Source organism: Achromobacter sp. B7, from assembly GCF_003600685.1.
GTDB classification, from domain to species: Bacteria; Pseudomonadota; Gammaproteobacteria; order Burkholderiales; family Burkholderiaceae_B; genus Achromobacter; species Achromobacter spanius_B.
Genome location: NZ_CP032084.1, coordinates 4078131 through 4092033 on the forward strand (window position 1 = coordinate 4078131; position 13903 = coordinate 4092033).

General features: G+C 67.0%; 11 protein-coding genes. 5 read left to right on the forward strand and 6 right to left on the reverse strand.

Annotated features, from left to right (window positions below):
• The first annotated feature begins 5 nt into the window (after positions 1-5).
• Genes DVB37_RS18325 through DVB37_RS18335 form a run of 3 tightly spaced genes read left to right on the forward strand, consistent with a single transcriptional unit; the run spans position 6 to position 5022 of the window.
• A complete protein-coding gene (locus DVB37_RS18325) occupies positions 6-1073 on the forward strand; it encodes an HlyD family secretion protein (RefSeq protein WP_046804142.1) in 1068 nt (355 codons plus the stop codon).
• Positions 1073-3892 carry a ribosome-associated ATPase/putative transporter RbbA gene (gene rbbA, locus DVB37_RS18330; protein ID WP_162941241.1) on the forward strand — a complete coding sequence of 940 codons (2820 nt, stop codon included), beginning with the start codon at positions 1073-1075 and terminating at the stop codon, positions 3890-3892. Before DVB37_RS18325 ends, rbbA begins: the two co-directional genes overlap by 1 nt.
• A gap of 2 nt (positions 3893-3894) precedes the next feature.
• On the forward strand, positions 3895-5022 hold the full coding sequence (locus DVB37_RS18335; RefSeq protein ID WP_046804143.1) for an ABC transporter permease: 1128 nt from the start codon (positions 3895-3897) through the stop codon (positions 5020-5022).
• Positions 5023-5105: 83 nt separating this feature from the next.
• Here the strand turns inward: DVB37_RS18335 and DVB37_RS18340 are convergent, their stop codons facing one another.
• Genes DVB37_RS18340 through DVB37_RS18360 form a run of 5 tightly spaced genes read right to left on the reverse strand, consistent with a single transcriptional unit; the run spans position 5106 to position 10244 of the window.
• A complete protein-coding gene (locus DVB37_RS18340; RefSeq protein ID WP_120156389.1) occupies positions 5106-6752 on the reverse strand; it encodes a class I adenylate-forming enzyme family protein in 1647 nt (548 codons plus the stop codon).
• Between the two features lie 10 nt (positions 6753-6762).
• The gene (locus DVB37_RS18345) at positions 6763-7497 is read right to left on the reverse strand and encodes a CoA-transferase subunit beta (protein WP_104144243.1); all 735 of its coding nucleotides are present in this window, start codon (positions 7495-7497) and stop codon (positions 6763-6765) included.
• Positions 7490-8323, reverse strand: a complete 834-nt coding sequence (locus DVB37_RS18350) for a CoA transferase subunit A (RefSeq protein ID WP_104144242.1) — start codon at positions 8321-8323, stop codon at positions 7490-7492. Before DVB37_RS18350 ends, DVB37_RS18345 begins: the two co-directional genes overlap by 8 nt.
• 32 nt (positions 8324-8355) lie before the next feature.
• Positions 8356-9078, reverse strand: coding sequence for an enoyl-CoA hydratase/isomerase family protein (locus DVB37_RS18355; protein WP_104144241.1), 723 nt, complete (start codon positions 9076-9078; stop codon positions 8356-8358).
• A complete protein-coding gene (locus DVB37_RS18360; RefSeq protein ID WP_120156390.1) occupies positions 9075-10244 on the reverse strand; it encodes a CaiB/BaiF CoA-transferase family protein in 1170 nt (389 codons plus the stop codon). Before DVB37_RS18360 ends, DVB37_RS18355 begins: the two co-directional genes overlap by 4 nt.
• 312 nt (positions 10245-10556) lie before the next feature.
• On the opposite strand from DVB37_RS18360, the gene DVB37_RS18365 reads away from it, so the two are divergent.
• Together DVB37_RS18365 and DVB37_RS18370 are read left to right on the forward strand one after the other, a co-directional pair.
• Positions 10557-11522, forward strand: a complete 966-nt coding sequence (locus DVB37_RS18365; RefSeq protein WP_120156391.1) for a tripartite tricarboxylate transporter substrate binding protein — start codon at positions 10557-10559, stop codon at positions 11520-11522.
• The gene (locus DVB37_RS18370; RefSeq protein ID WP_240433920.1) at positions 11519-13234 is read left to right on the forward strand and encodes an FAD/NAD(P)-binding protein; all 1716 of its coding nucleotides are present in this window, start codon (positions 11519-11521) and stop codon (positions 13232-13234) included. Before DVB37_RS18365 ends, DVB37_RS18370 begins: the two co-directional genes overlap by 4 nt.
• On the opposite strand, the gene DVB37_RS18375 is transcribed toward DVB37_RS18370, so the two are convergent.
• Positions 13134-13898, reverse strand: a complete 765-nt coding sequence (locus tag DVB37_RS18375; protein WP_120156392.1) for an IclR family transcriptional regulator — start codon at positions 13896-13898, stop codon at positions 13134-13136. The genes DVB37_RS18370 and DVB37_RS18375 overlap by 101 nt on opposite strands.
• Positions 13899-13903 lie beyond the last annotated feature (5 nt).

Here is a 13903-nt window from a genome sequence, read left to right on the forward strand (position 1 = left end):
AAACCATGAAGCTGCCCACCCGAAAACTGATACCCGTCGTGCTCGTGTTGGCCGTGGCCGTTGCCGCGTACACCGGCTGGCGCATGCTGGCCGACAACGGCCCGGGAGAAGGCTTCATCAGCGGCAACGGGCGTATCGAAGCCACGGAGATCGACGTCGCCACCAAGCTGGCCGGCCGCGTACAAGAGGTGCTGGTGGCCGAAGGAGACTTCGTCACCGCGGGCCAGGCGTTGGCGCGCATGCAGATCGATACGCTCAATGCCCAGCGCGAGGAAGCCCGTGCCCAGCATCAGCAAGCCATCAACAACGCCGCCAGCGCCAGCGCGCAGATCGCCCAGCGCGAAAGCGACAAGCTGGCCGCCGAAGCCGTGGTGGTGCAACGCGAAAGCGAGCTGGACGCGGCCCGCCGACGCTTGGCCCGATCGGAAACCTTGTCCAAGGAAGGCGCCTCGTCCATCCAGGAACTGGACGACGACCGGGCCCGCGTCCGCAGCGCCCAGGCGGCGGTGAATGCCGCGCGCGCGCAAGTGAACGCCGCGCAGGCTGCCATCCAGGCAGCGCGCGCGGCGCAGGTGGGCGCGCAGTCGGCAGTGAACGCGGCGCTGGCCACCATCGCGCGTATCGACGCCGACATCACCGACAGCGAACTGCGCGCGCCGCGCGCCGGCCGCGTCCAGTACCTGGTGGCCCAACCCGGCGAAGTACTGGGCGCTGGCGGCAAGGTGCTGAACATGGTGGACCTGGCCGACGTCTACATGACGTTCTTCCTGCCGGAGCGGGCGGCCGGCCGCGTGGCCTTGGGCCAGGACGTGCGCATCATTCTGGACGCCGCGCCGCAATACGTCATACCGGCCAAGGTATCCTTCGTGGCCAGCACCGCGCAGTTCACGCCTAAAACCGTGGAGACGGCCTCCGAGCGGCAAAAGCTGATGTTCCGCGTCAAGGCGCAGATCGATCCCAAACTGCTGCAACAGCATTTGCAGCAGGTCAAGACCGGCGTGCCCGGTGTTGCCTGGCTGAAGCTGGACGCTGATGCCGCGTGGCCCGCCAACCTGGAAGTCAAGGTGCCCTGATGGACACGCCCACGACGGCCCCCGCCGCCGAGCCCACCCGCGCGGTGGTCACGCTGGCGGACGTGAGCCTGCGCTACGGCAAGACCCTTGCACTGGACGCCATCACGCTGGACATTCCCGCCGGCCGCATGGTGGGCCTGATCGGCCCGGACGGCGTGGGCAAGTCCAGCCTGCTGGCGCTTATCGCCGGCTCGCGCGCCGTTCAGACCGGCACGGTGAACGTGCTGGGTGGCGACATGGCCAGCAAGCGTCATCGCGACGCCGTCTGCCCCCGCATCGCCTACATGCCACAGGGCCTGGGCAAGAACCTGTACCCGACGCTGTCGGTGGAAGAGAACCTGCAATTTTTTGCGCGCTTGTTCGGCCATGGCGAAGCCGAGCGCCGCCGCCGTATCGATAGCCTGACGCGCAGCACCGGCCTGGCCGCGTTCCTGTCGCGGCCGGCCGGCAAGCTGTCGGGCGGCATGAAGCAAAAGCTGGGCCTGTGCTGCGCGCTGATCCACGACCCCGACCTGCTGATCCTGGACGAACCGACGACCGGCGTCGACCCGCTGGCGCGCGCGCAGTTCTGGGACCTGATCAACGACATCCGCCGCGAACGCCGCGGCATGAGCGTCATCGTGGCAACCGCCTACATGGACGAGGCGCAGCGTTTTGACTGGCTTATCGCCATGGACGAAGGCCGCGTGCTGGCGACCGGCACGCCCGCCCAGCTGCAACAACGCACCGGCGCCGACTCGCTGGAGGCCGCCTTCATTGCCCTGTTGCCCGAAGCCAAGCGGCGCGGCCACAAGCCCGTGCAGATCACGCCACTGGCGCTGGACGACAACGCCCCCATCGCCATCGAGGCGCGCGACCTGACCATGCGCTTCGGCGATTTCGTGGCTGTGGACCATGTGAACTTTCGCATCCGCCAAGGCGAGATCTTTGGGTTCCTGGGATCGAACGGCTGCGGCAAATCCACCACCATGAAGATGCTGACGGGCCTGTTGCCGGCCAGCGAAGGCCAGGCCTGGCTGTTCGGCACCGAGGTCGACCCGCGCAACATCGATACGCGGCGCCGGGTCGGCTATATGTCGCAAGCGTTCTCGTTATACGGGGAACTGACCGTGCGCCAGAACCTGGTGCTGCACGCCCGGCTGTTCCATGTGCCCGAAGCCGATATCCCCGCCCGCATGAACGAAATGGTGGCGCGCTTCGACCTGACCGACGTGCTGGATGCGTTGCCCGAGAAGCTGCCGATGGGCGTGCGCCAGCGCCTGTCTCTGGCGGTGGCCATGGTGCACAAACCCGAGCTGCTGATTCTGGACGAGCCGACCTCGGGCGTGGACCCCGTGGCCCGCGACAATTTCTGGCGCCTTCTGATTTCGCTGGCGCGCGAGGACCGGGTCACGATCTTTATTTCCACCCACTTCATGAACGAGGCCCAGCGCTGCGATCGGATGTCGCTGATGCACGCAGGCAAGGTGCTGGTCAGTGCCTCGCCCGCCGACATCATCCGGATGCGCGGCGCCAAGACGCTGGAAGAGGCCTTCATCGCCTATCTGATCGACGCCGGTGCGGGCACGCGGCCCGCCCCGCCAGCCACCCCGCCAGCCACCGACACACCGGCGCCCGCCTGCCCGGCGCAAGACACGAGTGCATCGCCGGAAAGCACCACCACGCATCCCCAAACGCGCGCTGCCACGCAGCGTGGCTTCAACCTGCAACGGATGATCAGCTACCTGTGGCGCGAGACGCTGGAACTTCGCCGCGACCCGGTGCGCGCCACACTGGCCCTGGCCGGCTCGCTGCTGCTGATGTTCGTCATCGGCTTTGGCATCAGCCTGGACGTGGAAGACCTGCGCTATGGCGTCATGGACCGCGACCAGACCAGCCTGAGCCAGAACTACGCCTTGAACCTGTCGGGCTCGCGCTACTTCATCGAGCAGCCGCCCATTGCCAGCTACCAGGACATGGATGCCCGCATGCGCAGCGGCGAGCTGTCCCTGGCCATCGAGATCCCGCAGGGCTTCGCCCGCGATGTCGAACGCGGGCGCAACGCGCAGATCGGCGTCTGGATCGATGGCGCCATGCCGCAACGCGCCGAGACCATACGGGGATACGTGCAGGGCATGCACCAGGGCTGGCTGCAACAACAGGCGCGCGAACGGCTGGGCAGCGCGGCCGCGCCGCAGATCAGCATCGAAACGCGCTTTCGCTACAACCCGGACGTGCGCAGCCTTCCGGCCATGGTGCCGGCCGTGATCCCGCTGTTGCTGCTGATGATGCCGGCCATGCTGACGGCGCTGGCCGTCGTGCGCGAGAAAGAACTGGGGTCGATCATCAACCTGTACGTCACGCCGGTCACACGGCTGGAGTTCCTGCTGGGCAAGCAGCTGCCTTACGTGGCGCTGGCGATGCTTAACTTTCTGCTCATGACGCTGCTGGCGGTAACCGTTTTCGGCGTGCCCATCACCGGCAGTTTCACGACCTTGCTGGCCGCCGCGCTGATCTACAACGTGGTGGCGACTGCCATCGGCTTGCTGGCCTCGACCTTCACGCGCAGCCAGATCGCGGCGCTGTTCTTCACCATGATCGGCACGCTGGTGCCGGCGGTGCAGTTTGCCGGGCTGCTCAATCCGGTGTCGTCGCTGGAAGGCGTGGGCCGTTTGATCGGGCAGGTCTATCCGGCCACCCACATGCTGACCATCAGCCGTGGCGTGTTCAGCAAAGGGCTGGACTTTGCCAGCTTGCAGGGCTCGTTCTGGCCGCTGCTGCTGGCGATACCCGTGATCCTGGGCGCGTCGGTGCTGCTACTGAAAAAGCAGGAGGCCTGACCATGCCGCGACATGTCGCCAATATCTACCGGCTGGGCGTGAAAGAGCTGTGGAGCCTGGCGCGCGATCCCATGATGCTGGTGCTGATCTTCATCTCGTTCACCCTGATGATCTACACGGCGGCAACCGCGGTGCCGGAATCGCTGCACAACGCGGCCATCGCCGTGGTCGATGAAGACGTCTCGCCGCTGTCCTCGCGCATCACGTCGGCGTTCTATCCCCCGCATTTCACGCCGCCGCGGATGGTCACGGCGGCCCAGGCCGACGCCGGCATGGACGACGGGCGCTACACGTTTTCGGTGAACATCCCGCCAAATTTCCAGCGCGACGTACTGGCCGGCAAGCCCGCGCAGATCCAGCTGAACGTGGATGCCACGCGGATGAGCCAGGCCTTCACCGGCAGCAACTACATCCAGCAGATCGTCAGCGACGAAATCAACGAATTTGTCAGGCGCTACCGCAAGCCCACCGAACTGCCGGTAGAGCTGGCGGTGCGGATGCGCTTTAACCCCAACCTGACGCAAGCCTGGTTCGGCAGCCTGATGGAGATCATCAACAACGTCACGATGCTGTCCATCATCCTGACCGGCGCGGCCCTCATCCGCGAGCGCGAACATGGCACGATCGAACACCTGCTGGTCATGCCGGTGACGCCGACGGAAATCATGGTGGCCAAAGTCTGGTCCATGGGGCTGGTGGTGCTGGTGGCCGCCGGCCTGTCGCTGACGTTTGTGGTGCGGGGGCTGCTGCACGTACCGATCGAAGGGTCCGTGGCGCTGTTCCTGACGGGCGTGGCGCTGCACCTGTTTGCCACCACATCCATGGGCATCTTCATGGCGACGCTGGCGCGTAGCATGCCGCAGTTCGGGATGCTGCTGGTGCTGGTGCTGCTGCCGTTGCAGATGCTGTCGGGCGGCACAACGCCGCGCGAAAGCATGCCGCAGTTGGTTCAGGACATCATGCTGGCCGCACCCACCACGCATTTCGTGGAGCTGGGCCAGGCCATCCTGTATCGCGGCGCGGGGCTAAGCGTGGTCTGGCAGCCCTTTCTGGCGTTGGCGCTGATCGGCAGTGTGTTGTTTGCCTTTTCGTTGAAGCGCTTTCGCAAGACGCTCAGCCAGATGGCGTGACGCCTTGCGCCCCGGGATCTTGCGGGCGGCCCGGTGGATGCGCCACTGGGCCGCTTGGGGTCAACGTGCTTGCAGCAGAGGGATCACGCGTGCTCGGGCTTGCGTGACACCATGCCGGCCAGCGCCTTGCGGTCCACCTTGCCCACGGCGTTCTCCGGCAGCCGCTCGACCCAGAACACGTCGCGCGGCACGTAGATCCGCCCCAGCCGAGACTGCACTTCCGCTTGCAGCGCGGCGGCTTCCTGCGCGCCCGCCGTGGCATCCGCCTGGGGTTGCGCGAAGATCACCGGCACTTCGCCCAGGTCATCGTCCGGCGCGCCCACGACGCAGCACGCGGCAACAAAGGGCAGCCCCGTCACCACGCCTTCAATCAGGGCGGGCGAAATGTTTTCGCCGCCACGAATGATGACGTCTTTGATGCGGCCCGTGATGCTGAGGTAGCCCGCGTCGTCGAAGCGCCCCAGGTCGCCCGTGCGCAACAGCGCCGGCGCGCCATCGTTGCCGTTGTCCACGCCCAGGTAGCCCAGCATCAGGCTGTCGCCCGCGATGCAGATTTCGCCCTCGCCGCCGGGCGCGGCTTCGGCGCCGTCCGGCAATCGCAGCGTGACGCTTTGGCCGGCCAGCACGGTGCCGACCGAGCCCACGCGGCGGGCGTCGGGCGGGTTCATCGTGGACGTGCAGGTGGCCTCTGACAGCCCGTAGGACACCACCAGCGGGCAGCCCAGGAATGCTTCGATGCGCCGATGCAGCGCTTCGGTGATCGGCGCCGATCCGCAGCGCGCAAAGCGCAGGCCGGCCAGGCTGGCGGCATCGAACTCCAGTTCCAGCATGCGCGCGTACATCGTGGGCACGCCCGTGATGATCGTGGGCCGGAACGTGCGCAGCAAGCCCGGCATGTCGTCGGCGCGAAAGCGGCCGGCCAACGCCACGCTGGCGCCCGCCAGCAACGGCGCGAAGATCTGGTTGTTCAAGGCGTTGGTGTGATGCAGCGGCATCACGTGCAGCAAGCGGTCGTCAGGCGTCAGGCCGGTATGCGCCAACACGCCGCGCGCATTGTTGGCCAAGCCCCGATGGCTGAGCAACACGCCCTTGGGGTGGCCGGTGCTGCCGGAGGTGAACAGCAACAGGCCGGGTGCATCGGGCAAGATCTGTTCGGCGCATCCGAGCGCCGACGCGTAGTCCGGACGCGCGGGATGTGCCGGGCGCGCCAGGTCGGCCACAGTTGCCGGGTCCGGCACGTCCGCCACAGTTGCCCCGCCCGCCATGTTCGCCGCGTTCGCCATGTTCGCCATGTTCGCCACGTCGGCCACGCTCGCCGCGCTTGCCACGCTTGCCGCCTCCAGCACCCGCGCCGGAGCCAGGCCGCTGGCCGCCGCCGTCGCGGCATTGGGCTTGTCGTGCAGCAGCCAGGTCAGGCCCACCGCCGCGACGCGGCGCGCCGTTTCCTCGGCCGACAAGCGGGGTTCCAACGGGCAGGGGCATGCCCCCGCCGCCATCACGCCCAGTAGGGTCAGCACCTGCTCCAGCGACCGCTCCATGGCGATGGCGACATAGCTGCCCGGCGCCACGCCCGCCGCGCGGATGCCATCCGCGATGCGCGCCACGCGCTGGTGCAGGTCGGCATACGTCACCGTCGTGTCAGCCGTGACGATGGCGGCGCGCGATGCCCACTCCGGCTGGCGCCAGGCACGCGCAAACGCCGCGACCAGCGTCGGTTCGGCAAGAGTCATGGCGGCCTCCCTAGCGCAGCGCAACGGCGGCGTCGCGTTCAAACTGGCCGTCGGCGTCCAGTTCGCGCAGCGCGCGAGCCTCTTGCTCGGTCGGCGGTTCAGTCGGCGCCGCGCCGCTCGCATCGAACTCAAAGCCGGTGCGCTCGCGCACTTCCGACAGGCTGGATTCCGGATGCCAGGATTGCAGCGCCAGGCGCCCGTCGCGCTTGATGAACACCGCGATGGGCGTCACCACCCCATGAAAGCCGCCCCACGATGTCATGAAGTCCAGCTTGGGCACGAAGGTGCGCCGCGAATGCTCCGTGCGCCAGGTGCAGGCGCGCTTGGCCGTGGGCAGCATCACCGCGCCCCCGCCGCCGCCCGGCAAGCGCACCTTGGGCGCGTGCCAGTCGCCGATGCAGGAGTTATTGGCGCAGCCCGCGCCGTCAATCTGGGCCGCGCCCAGGAAGGTCAGGTCCATGCGGCCGCGCGTGCACAGGTCGTAGAAATCTTCGTTCGAGAAGATCGACGCGGTGTGTTCTGCCAACACCGGGTCGGAACTGGAAATGGGAATGTGCGAGGGGCGCGGGTTCACGCCACCCGCCACGTTGATGTAGACGAAGTCCCAGTCATAGGCGCGCTTGGCCAGCAGGCACGCCAGCATCGGCATGGTGGAATTGACGCCGCTGAAGGTGATTTCATCTGGCCGGATGAAGCGCGCCAGGTTCGTCACGATGTAGGAAAAGCCCGACCACTGTTCAGCCATGATTGCCCCCTTGTGCTTCGGGCGCGGCGGCCAGATGCGCTTGTAGATCGCTGTTCTTGTCCATGTAGGCTTCCACCGCCGGATAGTCGATGGCGTAGTCGGGCCAGCACGACCCGGGCCACGCACTGCCCGGCGCCACGGCGTAGGCCTGCACCATGAAGTACGGCACCAGCGTGGATTCGGGTTGCGCTTCGAACACGGCGCTGTCGACACGCTTTTCCGCCACCACCAGCACGCTGCCCGCCGCGCGCGACATGATGCGGTCCCAATGCGCGGTGCCGTGCACGCGCACATTGCCCAGCGCGTCCACCTCGGACGCCTGGATCACCGCGAAGTCGGGGCGAATCGCCGGCACCACATACGTTTTCTGATCGCTGCCGTAAGGGTCGTCCAGGCAGGCCCAGCCGTTCAATTCCGGCAGGCCGCTGCCATGCAGGCCGCCGCAGGGTTGAAACGGCACGCCGAACGCCGCCGCCCGCAAGCCCGCCGTGAGGCTGGCGCAAGCGTGTTCCTCCAGTTCGATCTGGCGCTGTTCCACCGCGCGTCGATACCAGGGCGCCAGGCCGAAATTGCCTTCCATGGCGACGATGCCCGCGCGCACGCGGCGCAGCACGCCGGCGCGGCACAGAATGTCCACGTCATACCCGGGCGATTGCTTGACCAGTTCCAGGTCGCGCTTGCCTTGCCGGATCAGCTCGCGCACGAACGCGAACGGGCCACGATGCAGAAAGCTGCCGCCCAGCGCAATCGACGCGCCATTGGGCACCAGCGCGGCCAGCTCGGCCACCGTGCACTGCTTGTTCTTTTGGTTGAATCCCGAAGCCATCGTCTTCCTCTCCCTTGCAGGTTCCTGTGCCCTTAGCGCGCTTGCAGGTAAGCCGCCACGCGGTCCTTCAAGCCGGGCGCCGCCGCAGAACGCACCAGGCGCGCCAGGTCGGCGTCGGGCGTTTCCTGGGACAGCGCGGCATACAGCTGAATGCGGCTGGCGTCGGTCAGCGCGACCGCCGTTTCCGCCGCCTGCTGTTCAACGTCGGCCCACTCCTGGGCCACAGCCAGGCGCGTCGCAAAGCCATCGCGCAGCGCTTCTTCGGCGTTGAACGTGGCCGCCTGTTCCAACACGGTGCGGGCGCGTTCGGCGCCCACCAGCGCGGCAAAGCGGCGCGTGCCCAGCACCAGTCCGAACTTCAGGCCCGGCATACGGAAGGTGGCGTCGGGCGCGCTGATGCGCCACTTGCATGCGCCGAACAGATCCACGCCCGCGCCAAAGTTGCGGCCGTGCGCCAGCGCCACCGTCAGGCACGGTGACGCGGCCAGGCGTTGCAGCAAGGTCTCGATGCGCACGAAGCGCAGCAGCAGGTCGCCTTCGCTTTGCGTCTGCCAGTCGCCAAAGTCAAAGCCGGCGCTGAAGTTCTTGCCTTCGCCCTTGATCACGATCAGCTTGGCGCCCTGCGCCTCGGCCTCGTCCAGCGCGGCGATCAGCGCGTCCACCAGCTCGGCGGACAGCGCATTCATTTTTTCAGCGCGCGTCAGCGTCAGCACATGGCGCGCGCCCTGCTTGTCGATACGCAACACGCCGCTCATGCCGGCACCCCTTTCCCGGCCGCACGCAACGCGCCCAGCACTTCGTCGTTGTGCTCGCCCAGCGCGGGCGGACGCAGGCGCAGCGCCGTGGTCTGACCATCAAAGCGCACGGGCAGGCCGAAGGTTCGCGTCTGCACGCCGTTGGGCAATTCCACGGGCTGCACCCAGCCCATGTGTTCCACCTGCGGGTCGGCCAGCACTTCGGAATAGGTGTTGATGGGCGCGCACGGCACGCCCGCCGCGCGAAAACGCGTCAACCAGGTCTGTGCGTCTTCGGTGGCGAAGATGGCTTCCAGGATTTCGCGCAGGTCCGTCTGGTGGCGGGCGCGCGCGCTGGTGTCGGTAAAGCGCGGGTCAGCCAGCAGGTCGTCGCGGCCCACGGTGGCGCATACGCTTTTCCACAAGGCCTGGTTGCCGGCCGCCATGCCGAAATAACCGGCCTTGCAACGAAACGCCTGATACGGCGCGTTGCGCGGATGGGCCGAGCCCAGCTTCACGGGGTCTTTACCGCTGCCGAAAAATTCCGACGTCTGCAACGCGGCGATGCCCAACGTGGCGCCCAGCATCGGCACATCGATGTGCGTGCCCTGCCCGCTGGCCTGCGCCGCGCGCAACGCCGACGCAATCGCAAACGCGCCGTACAGCCCGGCCGAAAAGTCGGCCACCGGCACGCCGCATTTCACGGGTTCGCCGCCGGCTTCGCCCGTCACACTCATGATGCCGCTCATGGCCTGGATGGTCAGGTCGAACCCCCCTTCTTGCGAGCGCGGCCCCGATTGGCCGTAGGCCGAGATCGAGCAATACACCAGCTTGGGATTGGCCTCGCGCAACTGCGCATAGCCCAGCCCCAGACGGTCCATCACGCCGGGCCGGTTGTTTTCGATCAGCACGTCAACGGTCTGCGCCAGTTCGCGCGCCAGTGCCAGGTCGGCGGGGTCTTTCAGGTTCAGCGTCACCGACTTTTTATTGCGGTTCAGCGACGCGAAGTTCTCGCTATAGCCGTTGGAAATGGGCGGCCAGCTGCGCAGCGTGTCGCCGCCCTCCGGGTTTTCAACCTTGATGACGTCGGCGCCCATATCCGCCAACAACATGCCGCAGAAGGGTCCCGCCGCGACGTTGCAAATTTCAAGCACGGTGATGCCGGCCAGTGCCGAACTGGGTGTCATGTCTGACCTCTCATTATGAAAATTCAATATTTGGGATGCAAAAAATAATATAAGAGCGCGGCTTTCGTCGATGGCATCATGCCTGTCGCCCGATACCAAGCGCCAGGTTTCCGCATGTTCCCTAGTGCAATCCCTAGGTGCTGCGCTTAATTGTTGACCAGCATATCACCGTGTGGAATTCTACGTAAACCATCTTTTGGAATACGAGTCCTATATTTTAGGATTTATAAAAACGAGTCGCAGCGGTGCCGGGCACGGTCGACACGGGCCGGTACACGTCTGACGGTTTGATCACACCAAGGAGAGACATTCATGAAGCAGACATGGCGCATTGCCCTGGCGGGCGCGGTACTTGCCCTGGCGGCCGCCCCGGCCCCAGCCCAGACCTGGCCGGCCAAACCGGTACGCATGGTCGTGCCCTTTCCGCCGGGCGGCGCCACCGATGCCGCGGCCCGCATCTATGCGCAGCACCTGGGAGACTTCCTGGGACAAGGCGTGGTGGTCGAAAACAAGGCGGGCGCGGGCGGCGAGATCGGCGCGGAATACGTCGCCAAGTCCGCCCCCGACGGCTACACGCTGCTGATGGGCGCGGTGGGCAGCCACGCCATCCACGCGGCCATGCCCGACAAGCCGGGCTACGACTTCGCCACCGCCTTCGTCGGCGTTTCCATGGCCACCAGCATGCCGATGGCCGTTGCCGTCAACAGCAAGGTGCCCGCCAACAACGTGCAGGAGCTGATCGCGCTGGCCAAGAGCAAGCCGGGCACCATCACGTTTGGCTCGGCCGGCCCCGGCACCTCGCAGCACATGGCCGGCGAGCTGTTCCAGGTGGTGACGGGCACGCGCTTGATGCATGTGCCGTATCGCGGCAGCGGCCCTGCCATTACCGACTTGCTGGGCGGCCAGATCGACATGGTTATCGAAACCCTGCCCGCCCTGCTGCCCCAGGTGGCCAGCGGCAAGATCCGCCTGCTGGGCGTGACCACCGCCAAGCGCGCCACCGCGCTGCCCGACCTGCCCACGTTGATGGAACAAGGCGTGAAGGATTATTCCGTGGCTACCGCCTACGCCTTGCTGGCGCCCGCCGGCACGCCGCCCGACGTGGTGGACAAGCTGTCGGCCGGCATGCAGAAAGCCGCCGTGATGCCTTCGGTGCAGCAGGCCGCGTTGAAGCTGGGCGCCGATGCGGTGGCCACATCGCCCGCCGACACCAGCCGTGTGCTGAAGCAGGAGGTGGCGCGCTGGGGCGACGTGGTGCGCATGTCGGCCGCCAAATGAGCGACGCTCACGTGAAGCCGGGCGCGGCAGAGATGGGCCTGGGCGGTGATACGCCGCTGCCGGTCGACGTCGCCATCGTGGGCGGCGGCTCGGTCGCCGTCAGCTTCCTGTATCAGTTGCTGTTGTCATGGCAAGCGCAAGGCGTGCCGTGCCCGCTGGCGGCGTCGCGATCCGTATCGCTGACCGTGTCGCTATTCGAACCGCAAGCGGAGCCCGGCCCCGGCGGCGCCTATCAGGAAGACCTGCCCAGCAATCTGTTGAACATCCCCGCAGGCAATATGTCGGCGCGGGCGGATCATCGCCTGGACTTTGTCGAGTGGCTGCGCGCGCAGGACCCCGCCTGGCTGCGTGGATATGGCGTGACCGATATTCAGCCCTCCGACTTTCTTCCCCGCCCGCTGTTCGGCGCCTATCTGCGCGCGGTCTACGCGCGCTGTCGGGACCTTGCGCACGCACTGGGCATCGCGCTGGCTCATGTACCCTGCCGCGTGCGGCGCGTGTCGCCGCTGCCGGACGGCACGGTGCACGTCGAGCCCGACGGTGCGCCCCCGTGCGTGGCCCGTTATGCCGTCCTGTGCAATGGCAACTTGCCGTCGCAAGCCTTCCCCGCGCTGCACGACGCGCCGGGCTATTTCAACAGCCCCTACCCCGTGGCTGATCTGGCGGCCCGGATCGCACCCGATGCGTCCGTCTGCATCATCGGCACCAGCCTCAGCGCGGTGGACGCGGTGGCGGCCTTGCAGCAAGCAGGCCATCGCGGCCCGCTGTTGTGCGTGTCGCGCAATGGCCGGTTGCCATCGGTGCGCAGCCCGCACAACCAGCCCCCGACGGCGCTGCGCCACCTTAGCCGTGAAGGCGCCGTGGCGCTTGCCAGGCGGCACGGCGGCGCCTTATCGCTAGAGGTCATTGCGCAGGCTTTGCAAGATGAAGTGCGGGCCATGGGCGGCGCGTTGGACGCCGACGAGATCTTCGGCCTGGCCACCGACGCGGTGCGCGCCCTGGACGACGAGATACGCCGGTCGTCGCAAGCCGCGCGCCCCTGGCAGGCCGTGGCCGCCGCCACCAATGCAGCGGTGGACGAAATATGGCGCCTGCTGCCCGACACGGAACGCCACCGCTTTCAATCGCGCTGGCGCGCGCTGTGGATGGCACGCCGCGCCACCTTCCCCATGCGCAACGCCTTGAAGCTGCAAGCGCTGTTCAAGACGGGTCAGTTGCAAGTGCGCGCGGGCTTCGTGGACAGCCGCCATGACGCAGGCACCGGTCAGTTCCATACCCGGCTAAGCATGCCGGACGGCAACGCCGAGCATCGCAGCGACGCCCTCATCAACGCCACCAGTTTTTCGGTGGACGTGGCGCGCACCGACGATGCGCTGGTGGCCGGCTTGCTACGCGACGGCCACGCGGTGTCGGACCCGTTTGGCGGACTGGCGCTGGACTTCGACACGGGCTGCGTCAGGAACGCGCAGGGTGCGGTGTGGGAACAGGTGTCGGTATTGGGCAGCCTTGCCGGCGGCACGTATTTCTGGACCACGTCCATGGATGTGAATGCGCGGCTGGCGTGCGACCAGGCCGTGCGCATCGCCACGGCGCTGTCGCCGCGCACGGATGCTACTGATCCAGATAACCTCGCCGGTAGCCCATCCCTTGCGAAATGGACTGCGCACAGGCCGACACATCCGGCGCCAGCTGCTTCATCCTGGCCGCGCTAAGGCGGTCAAGCGGGCCGGAGATGCCCACCGCCGCCACCGCCTGGTCCAGGCTGTTGAACAGGGTCACGGCCAGGCCGCCCACGCCCTCGCGCCATTCGCCGCGGTTCACGGCATAGCCGGCGCGCGCGATCTTGCGCAGTTCGTCTTTCAGCAGGGGCATGGAAACAATGGTCGACGGCGTGTGGCGCACCAATTGCTCGGCATAGCGCTCGACATAGCCTTCGGGCTGATAGGCCAGCAGCGCCTTGCCCGTGGCCACCGCATAGGCGGGCGCGCGGCCGCCCACCATGGAATATGCGCGTATCGGTTGCGGGCTGTCGATCTTGTCCACGTAGACCACATCGAATCCGTCCAGCACCGACAGATGCACCGTCTCGCCCGTCTGGTCCGCCAGCGTGCGCATGAACGGCGCGGCCAGCTTGCGTACATCCAGCTGGGCAAGCTGGCGCGCGGCCAATTCAAACAGGCGCACCGCGCCACGGTAGCCACCGCCGTCGTCGTCCTTGATGACGTAGCCGGCGTGGATCAACGTTTGCAGCGTGCGATGCGTGTTGCTGCGCGTGAGCCCGACCCGCGCGGCCAGGGCGTCGATGGTGCGCGGCGGATTGTCCACGTCGGTCACCGCTTCCAATACCATCAGGCCCTTGAGCAGCGTCTTGTCCATCTTTG

Coding starts and splice junctions, on each gene's coding strand:
- DVB37_RS18365 (WP_120156391.1), top strand. CDS start 10,557: ATGAAGCAGACATGGCGCATTGCCCTGGCGGGCGCGGTACTTGCCCTG.
- DVB37_RS18350 (WP_104144242.1), bottom strand. CDS start 8,323: ATGGCTTCGGGATTCAACCAAAAGAACAAGCAGTGCACGGTGGCCGAG.
- DVB37_RS18370 (WP_240433920.1), top strand. CDS start 11,519: ATGAGCGACGCTCACGTGAAGCCGGGCGCGGCAGAGATGGGCCTGGGC.
- rbbA (WP_162941241.1), top strand. CDS start 1,073: ATGGACACGCCCACGACGGCCCCCGCCGCCGAGCCCACCCGCGCGGTG.
- DVB37_RS18340 (WP_120156389.1), bottom strand. CDS start 6,752: ATGACTCTTGCCGAACCGACGCTGGTCGCGGCGTTTGCGCGTGCCTGG.
- DVB37_RS18345 (WP_104144243.1), bottom strand. CDS start 7,497: ATGGCTGAACAGTGGTCGGGCTTTTCCTACATCGTGACGAACCTGGCG.
- DVB37_RS18335 (WP_046804143.1), top strand. CDS start 3,895: ATGCCGCGACATGTCGCCAATATCTACCGGCTGGGCGTGAAAGAGCTG.
- DVB37_RS18375 (WP_120156392.1), bottom strand. CDS start 13,898: ATGGACAAGACGCTGCTCAAGGGCCTGATGGTATTGGAAGCGGTGACC.
- DVB37_RS18355 (WP_104144241.1), bottom strand. CDS start 9,078: ATGAGCGGCGTGTTGCGTATCGACAAGCAGGGCGCGCGCCATGTGCTG.
- DVB37_RS18360 (WP_120156390.1), bottom strand. CDS start 10,244: ATGACACCCAGTTCGGCACTGGCCGGCATCACCGTGCTTGAAATTTGC.
- DVB37_RS18325 (WP_046804142.1), top strand. CDS start 6: ATGAAGCTGCCCACCCGAAAACTGATACCCGTCGTGCTCGTGTTGGCC.